Raw genomic sequence first — 14695 nt, forward strand, 5'->3', positions numbered from 1 at the left:
GTTATGAAAAACCTCGACGTACTAATTATTGGCGGCGGCATCGGCGGGTTGACCTCGGCGATTGCGCTGCGCCGCGATGGCCATTCGGTCACTGTGATCGAGAAGGATCCTGCGTGGGCCGTATACGGCGTGGGGATCATCCAGCAGAGCAATGTCTTGCGTGCCATGAAGGCGCTCGACTTGCTCGACGATTACATGGATGCAGCGGTCGGCTTCGATTTCGTTGCCATCCACGCGCCAGACGGAACGCAGGTCGCCAAGGTGCCGAGCCCGCGGCTGGTGGAGGGCTATCCCGCCAATGTCGGCATCGGTCGCCCTGCGCTGCACAAGGTGCTGGGCGCTCGCACGATCGCAGCAGGGGCGGACGTTCGCCTCGGTGTAACCGCCGAGAGTATCGATGACGATGGCGAGGGCGTCACGGTCCGCTTCTCCGACGGCAGCGAGGGGCGTTATGACATCGTGATCGGCGCCGATGGCGTCTATTCGGATACCCGGCACAAGGTCATGCCCGACGCCGAAAAGCCGGAATACACAGGGCAGGCTGTGTGGCGCTACAATTTGCCGCGCCCGGCCGATCTCGATTCACTGCATGTCTATAACGGTCCGACCGGGATTGGCCTCGTGCCGATCAGTTCGGAACTCATGTACATGTACGTGACAACGCCGGAGCCCGGCAATCCGTGGTACGACAAGCAGGGGCTGGCAAAGGTCATGCGCGAGAAGCTGGCAAATACTGCGCCCACGATCCGCGAAATGGCAGAAGCGATTACCGACGATGAGGGCGTGGTCTATCGCCCGCTCGAAGGCATGATGCTTTATGGCCCATGGAGCAAGGGCCGGGTGGTGCTGCTCGGCGATGCCGTCCACGCCACGACACCACATCTGGGCCAGGGCGCCGGCATGGCAATCGAGGACAGCATCGTGCTGGCCGAAGAGCTGGCAAAGGCGGACACGCCGCAACAGGCCTTCGAAGCCTACCGCGAGCGCCGTTTCGAGCGCTGCAAGTACATCGTCGAGAGCTCGCTTGCCATCTGTCACGGACAGCTGGGCAAGGGCCCGGCAGTCGATAACCACAAGGCCACCGCGGAGATGTTCGAAATCACCGCGGAGCCGATCTGAACTTCATTCTATCGAGGGACTTAGTAATGAGCCGAGTAACTGAAATCCGCTACGTCGGATATGGCGTCGAGAACTTCGACGCGGAGCGGAAGTTCTATGCCGAGGACTGGGGCCTCGTTGAGGTCGCCGACGCCGAGGGCATGGCCTGGTTCAAGACCCATGGGCATGATGAGCACCACGTCGTGCGCCTGCACGACACCGGCACCAATTGCATCGAGGTGATCGCGCTGGCGGCGGACAGCCGGGAAGATGTCGACAACCTGCACACCAAGGTTTCCGAAGCAGGCTGCAAGATCGTTCACGAGCCGCGCGCAATCGATGGGCCGGGCGGCGGCTATGGCTTCCGCTTCTTCTCCCACGACGGCCTTCCCTTCGAGATTTCGGCCGATGTCGAGAAGCTCGACAAGCGGGCGATGGAGCGGTGGGAAGGGCTGCCGGTGAAGATCAGCCACATCGTGCTGCATTCGCCCGATCATCAGGCGGCGGTGAAGTTCTTCACCGATGTTCTGGGTTTCAAGGTCAGCGACTGGCTGGGCGACTTCATGTGCTTCCTGCGCTGCAACAGCGCGCACCACCGCGTCGCTCTGCTGCCGGGGCCACCCTGCCTGAACCACGTTGCCTACGATATGCTGGGCGCGGATGACATGCTGCGCGGGGTCTCGCGCCTCAAGCAGCGCGACATCGACATCAAGTGGGGGCCGGGACGCCATACCGCGGGCGACAACACCTTCAGCTATTTCTGCACGCCGGGCGGGTTCGCAGTGGAATACACCGCCGAGCTGGAGGAGGTCGATTTCGAGACTTGGGAGCCGACCGTATACAAGCCGGAGCCGCGGGTCATGGACCAGTGGGGCATCGGCGTAGGTGGCCCGCAGACTATGCCCAAAGCGGCGCCCGATCCCTGTCTCTTCAAGCCGGCGGAGGTTTGATCGCGTGGCACTTTACTCTCCTTTCAAGAACTATATCTGGAACCTCAGCGTCGCCATCGCGATGGAAAGCGGCGGGCGCATCGGCGAGATCGTCGACATGTGCCAGCCGATCCTCGATGCGGCTGACAACGGCGCCGATGCCGGCACGCCCGAATTCATGCGGGCCTGGGCCGCAATGGGCCACAAGCTGCTCGAACTGGCGAAGGAGGACGAGGAGAAGGGCCGCGCCTTCTCTGCTTCCGACAAGATGGAACGCGCCTCGCTTTACCTGCTCGTGGCCGAGCGGATGCAGGGCCACGGCACCAAGGGCCGCGAGGAAACCTACGCGCTCGCTCGCGAGACTTTCGATCGCTCGACCCAATTAGGCAACATCAATCGCGAGCGCGTGGAAATTCCGCTCGAGAAGGGGACGATGTCGGCGCTGTTCACCCGCGCGCCGGGCGAGGGGGAGCGGCCCTGCGTGGTCTATTGCAACGGCCTCGATAGCTCCAAGGAGTTGCTTTACTGGTCTCGCTTGCCAGAAGCGCTGGCGCGCCGCGGTATTTCGACACTCTGCGTCGATCAGCCCGGCACTGGCGAGGCGCTGCGCCTGCAGAACCTGCCCGTCGATCCGCATTCCGAAAGCTGGGCCAGCAAGGCGGTCGACTGGCTGGAACAGCAGCCGGAAGTCGACAACGCCCGCATCGGTATGACCGGTATCTCGCTAGGCGGGCACTTTGCTCCGCGTGCGGTTGCCTACGAACCGCGATTTGCCAGCGGCGCCGTATGGGGCGCGAACCACAACTGGCGTGAGGTGCAGGACAAGCGGATGGAGCGCGAAGGCGAGAATCCCGTCCCGCATTACTGGGCGCACGTCCACTGGGCATTTGGCGCGAAGGATCAGGATGATTTCCTGGAGAAGTCGACCGACATGAACCTCAACGGTCACATGGACCGGATCAAGGTGCCCTTCCTCGTCACTCACGGCGCGCACGACCGGCAGATCAGGCCCAAATATGCCGATGATCTCTACGACCAGCTCGTCAATTCCCCGCGCCGCGAGAAGGTGATCTTCACCGAACGCGAGGGCGGGGTGGAGCATGTCGGCGCCGACAATATGAGCTATGGCTGCAGCCTGATTGCGGACTGGTTCGCCGAAACGCTGGGCGGCCATACCGCATAGCGCAATGGCTGGGAGAGGACCTAACGCCATGATCGACAAACACGAGGCGCGCGAGGCAGGAAAGCGCCAAGGCTTCATCCTGCTGGCAACCGCTGTGTTGCCGATCATGGCGATCGTGTCGCTGATCCCGGTCCTGCCGCTGTTGCTTGGCGAATTCGCGGGCGTGCCGGGGAATGAGTTCCTGGTGCCGATGGCGCTAACCATACCCGCGCTGTGCGTCGCCTTGTTCTCGCCTGTGGCAGGCTGGCTCAGCGACAGGATCGGGCGCAAACAGATGATGATCTGGTCACTGCTGCTTTACGCCGCGTTCGGCATCCTGCCGTGGTTTCTCGACGATCTGTTCCAGATCATCGCGGCCCGCTTCGCGCTGGGCATGGTGGAAGCTGTCATCATGACTCTCGCGACCGTCCTCATCGGCGATTATTTTGCCGGGGAGCGCCGGGAACGATGGATCGCACTGCAGATCGCAGTTGGCAGCGTCGCCGCGATCGTCTTGATCGCCCTCGGTGGCTTGCTCGGCGAACTGCTGGGATCGAGAGGACCGTTCCTGCTCTATCTGCTGGCCCTGCCGATTGCGTTGGTCGCGGCGATTGGCCTTTTCGAACCGGCGAAGGCGGCGATCGGACCCGCAGACGCACGGCAAGCCTTTCCTTACCGCGTGATCCTGCCGCTGGCCGTGATCACGTTCGGGGTCGGGATAATCTTCTACACCGTAAGCGTGCAGCTCGGACCCATCCTCGAGGCCTCCCGGCCAGTGTCCCCGGCGCAGATCGGCTTGTTCGGAGCCCTTTGCAATGTCGCGGTCGCGATTGGATCGTTTGCCTTTCACCGAAGCAGCAAGCGCGCCGGGCCGAAGTTGCTGTCGTTCGGGCTGGCGGTTGCGAGCGTGGGTTACGCGGGTGTCGTTCTTGCACCCGATCTGTTCCTCATGGCTGCCTTTGCCGCGCTTGTCTGCTTTGGCAGCGGCCTGATGCTGCCCAACATGCTCGCCTGGACTATGCGTTCACTTCCGGCAGCGATGCGTGGCCGGGGGATGGGACTGTGGACGGGATCCTTCTTTCTGGCACAGTTCCTTGCTCCACTGCTTCTCGCTGCCTTTTCGGGTCTCGCCGGTAGCCTGACGCAAGCGTTGATGATCTATGCCTTCGTCGCCGGCATCGGTGCGGTGCTGGCGATGTTCTCGGCCAAGTCGAAAGCAAGGCTGGCGACGTGAGCAGCAGCCCCCTTCTCTGGTTCGCCCCGCACACATGCGCGCGCGTAACGCTCACAGCGCTGGAAGAAATCGGTGAGCCTTTCGAGACACGGCTGATCGCTTTCATGGCGGGTGAGCATCGGCAGCCCGAGTTTCTCTCCCTCAATCCTTCAGGCAAGGTTCCGGCGCTGGAAACGGCGGACGGTGTGATCGTCCAGAACGGAGCCGTCCTGAGCTATCTGGCGGATACCCATCCCCACGCTAATTTATTGCCGCGGCCTGGCGATGCCCTCGGGCGCGCAAGGATATTGGCCGAGCTGTTCCGCTGTTCCAGCGACCTGCATCCCTTGGTGACGCGCTTCGTCATGGCGCCGATGATTTCCACTTCAGCCGAAGATTCGCCGCGTGTACGCGCAAAGGCCGCCGAAGGACTGGCGCTGCAACTCGCTCCGCTCGAAAAGCGACTGGACGTGCAGCCCTGGATGTTGGGGCATGATTGGTCGATCATCGACGCCTATCTCGCCTGGATATGGTTCCGTATCACCGGTGTCGGTTTCGACCATAGCGATTATCCGGGGTTGCAGCGGCATTATGCCAAGGCTTGCGAGCGCCCGAGCGCGCTCGCTGCGCTGAGGCGCGAGGAGAAGGCGCAAGACGAACTCAAGGCGCGCGGGTTGTTTTTCCAGCCGCGGGTGCCCGGCAAGACAGAGTGAGGAAGACTCAATGACAAAACTGACAGGACCAACCCGGCGCATCGTCACCGGACACAATTCCAGCGGCCAGGCGATCATCCAGGAAGATGGACCGGTGCGCCGCTACCAAAGGATCGGCGGCGAGAGCGGCCCGATGTTCCACGAGGTTTGGAACACGACCGACACGCCCGCGCATATCGATGCAGCCAGTGGCGAACCAGCGGAAGAGGGCATCAAGCTGGCTCCGCCGAAGAACGGCACGCGCATCCGTGTGCTCGATATCCCGCCAGACGATCCGAACATGGCGAACAAGACGCCGGAAGAAGCGCGTGCGCATTTTGAAGAAATCGGCGCCGCCGACGCATCGTCTCACACAGGTGCCGGTTCACGACACGCGCACATGCACCGCACGCAGACCGTCGACTATGGCATCGTGCTGGAGGGTGAACTCGTGCTGATCGTTGACGAAGGCGAAACTGTCTGCCGCGCAGGCGACATCATAATCCAGCGCGGCACCAATCACGGCTGGGCAAACCGGACCGACAAGAACTGCCGCATCGCATTCATCCTTATCGACGGCGCTTTCGAGGAGGGACTCGCATGAGGCTGGCCACGCGCGAAAACGGCAAACCTGACGGAGAGTTGGTGGTCATATCTGCCGATGGCTCGCGCTGTCTTGCGGCTGCCCCGCAGCTGCCGAGCCTGCTTGCCGCGATGGAGGATTGGAAAGCCGCTGAACCAACGCTCGCCATGCTGGCGCAGCGACTGGAGCAGGGGGAGGGCGAAACTCTCGATCCGGTGCAATTGCTGGCACCCATGCCGCGCACCTGGCAGTGGCTGGACGGCTCTGCCTTCCAGAACCACGCCGACCTGATGCAGATCGCTCTCGGTCACGATCCCATCGAGAACGACAAACCACTGATGTATCAGGGGATGTCTCACCGTTTCCTTGGTCCTACCGAGGATGTGCCCTTACCTAGCACCGATCACGGCATCGACTTCGAGGGGGAATTCGGGGTCATCGTCGACCATGTGCCGATGGGCACGACGCCAGCCGAGGCGATGAAGCACATCAAGCTGATCGTGCAGATCAACGATTGGTCGCTTCGCACTATCGCGCCTGTAGAGATGAAGACAGGCTTCGGCTGGGTGCAGGCCAAACCGGCCTGTTCGATGGCACCCTTCGCCATAACGCCCGAACACCTCGGGGCAGGATGGAAGGATGGCCGGGTCTGCCTCGATCTCGAGATCGACTGGAACGGCAAATGGTTTGGCAGGGCAAACGGCCGGGAGATGAGCGTGGGCTTCCACGATCTCGTCGCGCACGCCGCTTACACCCGTGATCTTGCCGCCGGCACGATTATCGGATCGGGCACGGTCTCCAACGCAAACTACGCCGAAGTCGGCTCCAGCTGCATTTCCGAAGTGCGCGCGATCGAGATGATCCGTGACAAGGGACCTGCTTCCACCTCCTTCATGACGTATGGAGACAAAGTTCGCATGGAAGGCCGCGGCGTGGACGGCAATTCCCCGTTCGGTGCGATAGAGCAGCAGGTCGTTGACGGCTCGGCTCGGTGAGCGCCGTTTTCGATCACGCGGTCGCATGATGCCAAACGGGGATCAGAGCCTAGATCCGAAGTATCGTATGCCGCGACACTTCGGTCCCGCGCCGGGTCCTCGCAATCTGCCGGCCGACCAGCGTCACAGACGGTACGAGAAGGAGGTCGTCTCATATACGATTTCCGCGCGCACAAAGGCGGAGCGGTTGGGTGCTTTCTTGCCTGATGGCCTGAGGCTGGATGGCGAGCCTCGCATCGAGGTCTGTATCATGAGCTTCTTCAAGATCGGCTGGCTCGCCGGTCGTGGCTACGACATTCTTATGGTCCGCATCCCCGCGAGGTGGATTGAGACAGAGACGCAATGCGCCGGTCATTTCGTACCGGTTGTCTGGGAGAATATGGCTGACCCCATCATCACTGGACGGGAAGAACTGGGCTGGCCCAAACTGTTCGCTGACATTTCGGTTTCGGATCCCTCAGATAGAAGCGCGAAGGTCACCTCGTCGTGGGATGGGCACTGCTTCTTCGACTTCCGCGCGTCCGGCTTCGAGACTTTGGCGCAGGCACCTGCGCCAGAGCCGATGGTGTTCGAAAAGTATATTCCTGCGACAGGTAAGCCCGACTACTCGGACGCGCATTACCTCACCATCACTGTTCCGGACGGTCCCGAACCGCAAGTCCAGTCAACCGAAATCGGGGAGGGGCAATTCGCCTTCACGCAGGCGAGCTGGGAGCAGATGCCAACCCAGTATCCGATTGTAAACGCTCTCTATGACCTTCCGCTGGACGATTTCAGCCCCGTTATAAAGACCGCTTCGATCTTTGGCGGAGACGGTAGCGCGCAGCGGAAACTGAGGATGTGAAGTTGGCGTGAGCGGGTTGTTGATTAGCCAAGATCAACAAAGCTTGGTGCAACTTAACGCAGACGCTGATCAAAACATACTTCTAGCCAAGGACAACTTCGCCGGAAACCTCTGCTGCGAATGGTCCAGTGGTCACATGTCTGTGCGAACTGGTAGCGATTGCCATGGCAGACAAGAATGTTGAGCGAAGACAATCATGACAGCGAGGTTAAAGAGAGCGACCACCGCCAAATTTTTGTCCTTTTGAGATCTCTCTAGTTAGAGTGAGGGTACTCGTGGAGGTACATGAAGTGACCTGGTCCCAAGAAAGTGCTCCATTTTGAGAGTTAGAGCCCTGGCTATAGAAGCTGGGCGTGGACGTTTGCTTGTGCCTTGGCCGAAACGTGCGACGACTTCGCGATGCGAAAAGGTTGGAGCCAGGAAGAGTATACCGACCGAGCGGCGATACACCGCACCTATGTCAGTGACATTGAGCGCTGGGCCCGAGTTAACTCGCATCAACCACCAGCCCGGTAACGAGCTCCGAACAGCTTGCGCTTGACCGGCATGCGCAGCGAGGCGCCATTCCCTTCCGCTTTCAGGAACACTTCCCAGATCCAGATAACTTGCAAACATCTCGCACACGATCCGACCATGATCCTCAGCGATCGCGAGGCTGCAGCCTTCGGGCCGGTATCCCACTAGCGGGATATGGCATAGGGGGGCACACTTTGCTGCACAAGCGCTCCCAAGCCATATTTGAATTTGACTCGCATTATCGAAGTTCATAGAGGCCCTCCCGTCCAGACCTCAGGGGGGAAAATGAACACAAATTGGTTGCTAACGTCGTCGCTACTCGCCGTCATGGCCTTCGCTCCCGCAGCGCTTGCGCAGGAAGTTGCGGCTCCTGAACAGCCAACGGAAATTATCGTCACGGGTGAGAAGGCTTCGCGCAGCCTGCAGGAAACGACGGCATCTGTAGCCGTTTTTACCGATGAGCGGATTGCCGATGAGAATATCCTGACCATCCAGGAAGTCTATCAGCGCATGGCCAATGTGTCCGAGACCTATGGCGCCTCAGGTTTCTCCATTCGCGGCATTGACCAGAACGGTGTTTCTGGCGGCGGTTATGCTGCGACGGCCACGGTGTTCGTCGACGGCGCACCAATCCAGCCGGATGTGCTCGCTCAAGGTCCGACCGATATGTGGGACGTCGCGCAGGTCGAAATCTTCCGCGGCCCGCAATCCACGATTCAAGGTCTCAATGCGTTGGCCGGCGCGGTGCATATCCGCACGCAGGACCCGACATTCTACTGGGACGCGAAGGGCCGCGCGCTCGTTTCTTCCTTCGACACAACCCAGTTTGCCGTCGCAGGCGGCGGGCCGCTCGTATCGGACGAACTGGCTTTCCGCGTCTCGGCGGAAAAGCGGGATTCCGATGGCTATATCTACAACACGACGCGCGAGGTGCCGGAAAATCCGGTGGATTCGATCTCGCTGCGAGGCAAGCTGCTGTGGAGCCCCTCGGCGCTGCCGGGGTTCGAGGCGCGGCTTAACTATCATCATTTCGAGACCCGGAGCGGCTATCTGTTCGCCTACGTCGATCGGTCGAACGGCGACTATTTCGATACGCGATCGAACCCGTCCGACTATCCCAACAGCAGCGATGTCAATAACGATCAGGTGACGCTGGACCTGCGCTACGATCTGGGTGGCGGCCTCTCGCTCAGCGCGCTCGGCACGTGGACCGACACCGATTTCATCCGCAAGTTTGACGGCGATTACTCGGCCGCCAGCAGGGCTTATAGCGACATCGCCGGAGGGAGCGAGACGGTCACGCAGGAATTGCGCCTCAATTATGAGGGCGATCGGCTGAGCGGTCTTGTCGGGCTGTTCTACTATAATCGCGATGAATATCGGCAGGCGCATCAGGTCACCCTGGTGCCGACACCCGAAGCAACGATCGCCAACCTGCTGGCCGGCAACCTGGGTGCAGAGACGGCAGCGCAGGTGGCTTCGCTCTATGTTGCCGCGCTGCCTTATATTCCGGTCGATTATACCTCAGACCTCCCCACCAGCGTCGAGACTATGGCCGTCTTTGCCGATGCGCGCTATCGCCTCACCGACCGGCTCTCGCTGCTCGGCGGCTTCCGTTACGACCATGAGCGCAACACAATCGGCGGTGACGCGATCGCGACCTTTGTCGGCTCCCTGCCGGATCCGGCGGCATTCGGCGCGAGTCTCGCTCCAGTCATCACAGCCGTGAACGGCGCCGTACTCGGGTTCGTTGCGGATGCCAACGGTTCCGCTCCGGCGGGCACGCGAAATTTCGATGCCTTCCTGCCCAAGGCCGGTATCGAAATGGCATGGACGCCCGATCTCGCCACTGCCTTCGTCGTGCAGCGCGGCTATCGCTCGGGCGGGAGCAGCTTCAACACGGCCCGCTCCGAACTGTTCGCGTACGATCCGGAATTTACCTGGAACTACGAACTGTCCCTGCGTTCGACCTGGCTGGATGGCCGGCTGACGCTCAACGCCAATGCCTTTTACATCGACTGGACCGACCAGCAGACCCTCGCCAACTTCGGTAACGGCACTTATGACCAGCACACGGTCAACGCCGGCAAGTCGCATGTCTACGGTTTCGAGCTGGAACTGGCGCATCGTGTCTCGTCCGCATTCGACTGGTATGCGAGCGTCGGAAACACGCACACGAAGTTCGACGAATTCGTGACCGATGTCGGCTCGATCACCGACCTCTCCGGCCTGGAATTCACCTATGCGCCCGAATGGACGCTGTCGGGCGGTGCCAATGTCCGGCTGGGCGGCGGACTCAACGCCAATGTCAACGCCAGCTATCGCAGCGCGGTGATGACGAACGTCCTGGTCCCGCAAACGAACAGCCGTGTCGGGGCGCGCACGCTCGTCAATGCGCGGATCGGCTATGAAGCGGATCACTGGAGTCTGTCGTTGTTCGCCAACAACCTGTTCGACGAGAAATACGATCAATACGTCAACGACTCAATCAACTTCGCCATAATCGGTGCGCCACGCAGCATCGGTGTGGTGCTGGAGGCCGGATTTTGAGTGACGCGGTTTTCCTTGGCGTGACGGCAGCAATCGCGGTCGGCAGCCTCGTTGGCATCTGGTCGCTGCGGCGCGCATGGCGCTTGAAGGGGGGCGAGGCCAAGGGTCGCTGGCGCTGGATCGGGCTCGCCCTGCTTGGCGCTACCCTGTTGTGGCCGGCATGGGTGCTGGGTGAGGCGCGCGGTCCCTTCATTGCCGTGACGCTTGTGTCCGTTGTGGCACTGGGCCTCGTTGCTTCGGGCTATACGCTTCGCCCGGCTCGGGCACGCCGTACCGGGCGGGAAGGGCTGGCCCCGGAACCGGCCGAACGGGCGTCAAGCAAATGGCGTACCGCGCTGCGCTGGTCGCTTGCTGGCCCCATCGGCATGGTGGCGGCGATGGGATTGGGGATCAGCTATGCCGTCTGGGCGCCCGGCGAAATACAGACGCGGCTGCTGATCGGCGGACTGATCGTGCCTCTGGCCTGGGGCAGCGCAATGGCGTGGACCCTGGCCGACAGCCGCATCCTGCGCGCGACGGCCGTGCTTGTAGGAACGGCCATCATCGGCTTCGGGACGGCCATGCTGAAAGGGCTGACATGACGAAGAGCAAAAAGCGGGCGGGCTTCCCGTCACCGGACCTCGTGCGTGCCGTGCTCAAGGGACATAGCGGGCTGGGCCTCGCCTTTGCCGCGCTGCTCTATCTCGTGTGCCTTACGGGGGCGACGGTCGTCTTCGCCAACGAGTTCTATCGCTGGGAAAATCCGGGCGTCGAGCGGATGGAGAACCTCTCCGCCGAGGCCGCTCAGTCGGCTTATCGCGAGGCTTTGACGCGCACCGAAGGGGCCGTTGAGCAGGTGTTCATCCTGATGCCGAGCGAGGACCGCCCCTGGCCGTCCGTGCGGGTGACTGCCGAGGATGGCACGCGGACAAACTGGATCGTCGACAGCGCGGGACGCATCACCGGAAAGCTGCGCGAGAGCTGGACGCATTTTCTTACCCGCCTGCACATCAACCTGCACTTGCCGCAAAGCTGGGGCATCCTGATCGTCGGGCTGAGCGGCGTTGCGCTGCTCTCCTCGCTGATCTCCGGCGTGCTCGCGCATCCGCGCATTTTCCGTGACGCCTTTCACCTGCGGATTGGCGGTTCGCGGCGGCTGCAGGAAGCTGATCTGCATAATCGCCTCGGCATCTGGGCGCTGCCCTTCCATGTCACGATTTCGCTGACAGGTGCGCTGCTCGGGCTCAGCACCATCATCATCGGAGCCGTCGGCATTGCCGTGTTCCAGGGCGATACGGCCAAGGTTTATGCCATCTTCACGCCGCCGCATCCGGCAGATGATATGCGGTCCGCTCCGCCGATCGACCTGCGGCCGCTTTTCGCCACTGTGGCCGAACGAGCGCCGGACGGCCGCATCAGCTACGTCATGGTCGAGCATCCGACCGAGCAAGGTGCAGCAGCGATGTTCGACATCGAGAGCAGCACATCCCGGATCGCCAATAGCGACACATATGCTTTCGACCGCGCCGGAACTATCTACTATGAACAGCAGGCGGCACAGAACAATGTCGGCCAACAGATTTTAGGATCGCTCGGCCAGCTGCATTTCGGCTGGTTCGGCGGCGGTGTCGTCAAGATCGCCTATGCGCTGCTGGGCTTCGGCCTGACTTATCTCGCGGCGGGTGGCGTAACCATCTGGCTTGCACGCCGACGCGACAAGGGCAGGCCCGCGCCGGGCTGGGAACGTATCTGGACGGCGACCGTGTGGGGGCAACCCTTGGCGCTGTCGACTGCTGCCCTCGTCGCTTTGTTCACCACATCGCTGATTGCCCCGATCTGGACGTGGGTCGCAGTCAGCCTCGCAGCGCTTGGGATGGCAGCTGTATGGTCACCCTCCGCGCTATCGCAAATTGGCCGGGCCGGAACGGGTGCACTGCTGATCGCCCTTGCCCTCGCGCATCCTATCGTGGTTGGCACCGGCGACGGCATGGCCTTGATCGTCGATGGTGCCATCGGGCTGATCGGCTTTGGCCTGCTGGCGAGCTCGGCGCCTTGGCGAAGGGCGACGACGGCGGCGGTGCAGACAGCGTAAACGGTTGTGTCTGGATCGACTAGAATCGCTGCTCGACAGTGCGAAACCGACCGTTTCTGCCAGCTTGCCGATCGGCTGGCCGTCGAACGGTAGCTTGCGGTGGTCGCCGCTGCGGGAGATATTCGCGTGGCGGAAGCAGCCTGGCTATGCCTGCAGGTGCTAATCTCGGTGCGATGGTGCCGCATCGAATGGTCATTTAGCCCAGACCGGCTCAAGGATGCTACAAGCGGTGCCCATCTCGCCTTTCGTTCGGATACGATAGCGAAGCACCGAGGCGTGCGGCATTGTCCCCCTCATTGAACGCAACCGCGCTTGCTTTCGGAATGCCGGGCTGAGTTGGCTCGAGCATCCTCTAGAGGAGTGGCCTTTGGGGCCAAGCGCCGCGTGTATTCCTTATCGAGCTTTTCGGCCCCGTGTGCGTCTGGATTATCGCGCAAAGTAGAAGTCTTCACTGGACCACTCAGGATTCGCTGCAGCACCAGTGACCGATAACCATGGGTGATTGTTCACCCACAGCAGCCACTCGAAAAGTTCCTTTCTCTGTTTGTCCGTCACGTGGCAGGTCTCACCAGCTTCGCGCCAGGCAGGCGTGCTGTGTTTGCATGTCGCCGGTCGAGGTTCAAAAGTTTAACCCCAAGTCGCGAGGAGATCGACATGGTGCGCTCTGCCTTTATAATGCTCTCTAGATGATACACTTGCGTGCGGCTTATGCACTTTGCTGATCGGCGATCGCCCGGTTGTTGGCCGCTTCGGCCATGCTTGCATTCTATAAAGCGTGTATTTGGTAAGTCGATTTCCATGGAGAGGAGCTAAATCGAGGATGTCCTTCCGCAAGTCCTTAATTGCCCTGGTGGCGATTTCTATCATGGGTTCTGCTCCGGCGACGAAATCTCAGGAGGTGGCCGCGCCGCAAAACGAAGCATTGGCCGCGCAACACGACAATGCTTTGCCGCTCACGCCTTTTTACGATCTTCAAGGCGCGGATATTTCGCATGCAGGCGATCTTGTCCGCTCCGAGCCCGGGACGGGCTACGAACTGCCCGGTGGCGTAACCGCAACCCGGATTGCCTATGCCTCGCGAAATGAAAGCGGCGAACCGGTCCTTACAACCGGCGTGGTGCTGGTTCCGCCGGGCGAGGCACCGGAAGGCGGCTGGCCCATCGTGGCATGGGCGCACGGCACTGCCGGAGTTGCGCGTGTTTGCGGGCCTTCGATGATGAAGGACGTTTACTACGGCTGGGAAGGTCTCTTCCTTTACCCACTGGCGGGTTACGCCGTGGTCGCAACGGATTACGCCGGTCTCGGTGGCCCCGGTCCGCATCAATATATGTGGGGCAGGGCGAACGGCAACGATGTCGCCTATTCGGTCCCGGCCGCGCGTGAAGCTGTTCCTTCGCTGGGGGAGAAATGGGTTGCGATCGGCCATTCTCAGGGAGGCTATGCCGCGCTGAGAGTGCAGCATATGGACGAAGAGGCAAAGGCGGGTTTCCTCGGCAGCATCCCGTTGGGCAGTGGTGCCAACGTTGGTGACATCTGGGCAGCTAGCGACCCGATGATGCGGACTGTCGGGGCGACTATCCCGATGATGGCACTGAGCATCAAGTCGGTGTACCCCGATTTCGATCTGACCAAGATGCTCGGGCCCGCAGCTCTCGAACGTCTCCCGACGATCCAGAACGAAACCTGCTACTTCGCAGCAGAAGAAGCGATGCGCGGCGTTACCCGCGAACGGGGCCGGGTGGAAGGCTGGACGGATGTATCCGAAGCGGTAGCGTTTACGGACAAGAACCGGATTTTCGATGCGCCTTATGATGATCCGATCCTGCTGATTGTCAGTGCAGGCGATTATTTCATGCCGATGCAGCTGCGCGAGAATATCTTTGTGGAACTGTGTCAGGTTGCCAGCCGCGCAAGCTATCTCGAACTGTCCGGGGTCGACCATGAAGGCACCATAAACGGTTCCTTTCATCAGCAACTCGACTGGTTAGCGGACCGCTTTGCTGGGCGTGAAGTGCCGCAAGGTTGCACCGCCGCGAAATAGT

12 protein-coding genes are annotated in these 14695 nt (G+C 61.3%); all 12 read left to right on the forward strand.

Annotated features, from left to right (window positions below; translation table 11 throughout):
* The first annotated feature begins 3 nt into the window (after nucleotides 1–3).
* The gene (locus tag ABDJ38_RS05865) at nucleotides 4–1119 is read left to right on the forward strand and encodes an FAD-dependent oxidoreductase (protein ID WP_346784143.1); all 1116 of its coding nucleotides are present in this window, start codon (nucleotides 4–6) and stop codon (nucleotides 1117–1119) included.
* Nucleotides 1120–1145: 26 nt separating this feature from the next.
* A complete protein-coding gene (locus ABDJ38_RS05870; RefSeq protein WP_346784145.1) occupies nucleotides 1146–2048 on the forward strand; it encodes a VOC family protein in 903 nt (300 codons plus the stop codon).
* Between the two features lie 4 nt (nucleotides 2049–2052).
* Complete coding sequence (locus ABDJ38_RS05875; RefSeq protein ID WP_346784146.1) at nucleotides 2053–3210, forward strand: alpha/beta hydrolase family protein; 1158 nt, start codon at nucleotides 2053–2055, stop codon at nucleotides 3208–3210.
* A gap of 28 nt (nucleotides 3211–3238) precedes the next feature.
* On the forward strand, nucleotides 3239–4423 hold the full coding sequence (locus tag ABDJ38_RS05880; protein WP_346784147.1) for an MFS transporter: 1185 nt from the start codon (nucleotides 3239–3241) through the stop codon (nucleotides 4421–4423).
* Nucleotides 4420–5115, forward strand: a complete 696-nt coding sequence (locus tag ABDJ38_RS05885) for a glutathione S-transferase family protein (protein ID WP_346784148.1) — start codon at nucleotides 4420–4422, stop codon at nucleotides 5113–5115. The genes ABDJ38_RS05880 and ABDJ38_RS05885 overlap by 4 nt, the downstream gene beginning before the upstream one ends.
* A gap of 10 nt (nucleotides 5116–5125) precedes the next feature.
* Nucleotides 5126–5698, forward strand: a complete 573-nt coding sequence (locus ABDJ38_RS05890; RefSeq protein WP_346784149.1) for a cupin domain-containing protein — start codon at nucleotides 5126–5128, stop codon at nucleotides 5696–5698.
* The gene (locus ABDJ38_RS05895; protein WP_346784150.1) at nucleotides 5695–6672 is read left to right on the forward strand and encodes a fumarylacetoacetate hydrolase family protein; all 978 of its coding nucleotides are present in this window, start codon (nucleotides 5695–5697) and stop codon (nucleotides 6670–6672) included. Before ABDJ38_RS05890 ends, ABDJ38_RS05895 begins: the two co-directional genes overlap by 4 nt.
* A 67-nt stretch (nucleotides 6673–6739) precedes the next feature.
* A complete protein-coding gene (locus ABDJ38_RS05900; RefSeq protein WP_346784151.1) occupies nucleotides 6740–7516 on the forward strand; it encodes an acetoacetate decarboxylase family protein in 777 nt (258 codons plus the stop codon).
* Nucleotides 7517–8317: 801 nt separating this feature from the next.
* On the forward strand, nucleotides 8318–10582 hold the full coding sequence (locus ABDJ38_RS05905; RefSeq protein WP_346784153.1) for a TonB-dependent receptor: 2265 nt from the start codon (nucleotides 8318–8320) through the stop codon (nucleotides 10580–10582).
* The gene (locus ABDJ38_RS05910) at nucleotides 10579–11163 is read left to right on the forward strand and encodes a hypothetical protein (RefSeq protein ID WP_346784154.1); all 585 of its coding nucleotides are present in this window, start codon (nucleotides 10579–10581) and stop codon (nucleotides 11161–11163) included. The genes ABDJ38_RS05905 and ABDJ38_RS05910 overlap by 4 nt, the downstream gene beginning before the upstream one ends.
* On the forward strand, nucleotides 11160–12653 hold the full coding sequence (locus ABDJ38_RS05915; RefSeq protein ID WP_346784155.1) for a PepSY-associated TM helix domain-containing protein: 1494 nt from the start codon (nucleotides 11160–11162) through the stop codon (nucleotides 12651–12653). Before ABDJ38_RS05910 ends, ABDJ38_RS05915 begins: the two co-directional genes overlap by 4 nt.
* 820 nt (nucleotides 12654–13473) lie before the next feature.
* Nucleotides 13474–14694: an alpha/beta hydrolase gene (locus ABDJ38_RS05920; protein ID WP_346784156.1), complete on the forward strand. Its 1221-nt coding sequence runs from the start codon at nucleotides 13474–13476 to the stop codon at nucleotides 14692–14694.
* The last annotated feature ends 1 nt before the right edge of the window (nucleotide 14695 follow it).

Source organism: Aurantiacibacter flavus (assembly GCF_039710615.1).
GTDB classification, from domain to species: Bacteria; Pseudomonadota; Alphaproteobacteria; order Sphingomonadales; family Sphingomonadaceae; genus Alteraurantiacibacter; species Alteraurantiacibacter flavus.

Excerpts from the sequence above, each read along its gene's own strand:
- ABDJ38_RS05865 (WP_346784143.1), top strand. The coding sequence starts at position 4 with ATGAAAAACCTCGACGTACTAATTATTGGCGGCGGCATCGGCGGGTTG.
- ABDJ38_RS05870 (WP_346784145.1), top strand. The coding sequence starts at position 1,146 with ATGAGCCGAGTAACTGAAATCCGCTACGTCGGATATGGCGTCGAGAAC.
- ABDJ38_RS05880 (WP_346784147.1), top strand. The coding sequence starts at position 3,239 with ATGATCGACAAACACGAGGCGCGCGAGGCAGGAAAGCGCCAAGGCTTC.
- ABDJ38_RS05890 (WP_346784149.1), top strand. The coding sequence starts at position 5,126 with ATGACAAAACTGACAGGACCAACCCGGCGCATCGTCACCGGACACAAT.
- ABDJ38_RS05895 (WP_346784150.1), top strand. The coding sequence starts at position 5,695 with ATGAGGCTGGCCACGCGCGAAAACGGCAAACCTGACGGAGAGTTGGTG.
- ABDJ38_RS05900 (WP_346784151.1), top strand. The coding sequence starts at position 6,740 with ATGCCGCGACACTTCGGTCCCGCGCCGGGTCCTCGCAATCTGCCGGCC.
- ABDJ38_RS05905 (WP_346784153.1), top strand. The coding sequence starts at position 8,318 with ATGAACACAAATTGGTTGCTAACGTCGTCGCTACTCGCCGTCATGGCC.
- ABDJ38_RS05915 (WP_346784155.1), top strand. The coding sequence starts at position 11,160 with ATGACGAAGAGCAAAAAGCGGGCGGGCTTCCCGTCACCGGACCTCGTG.
- ABDJ38_RS05920 (WP_346784156.1), top strand. The coding sequence starts at position 13,474 with ATGTCCTTCCGCAAGTCCTTAATTGCCCTGGTGGCGATTTCTATCATG.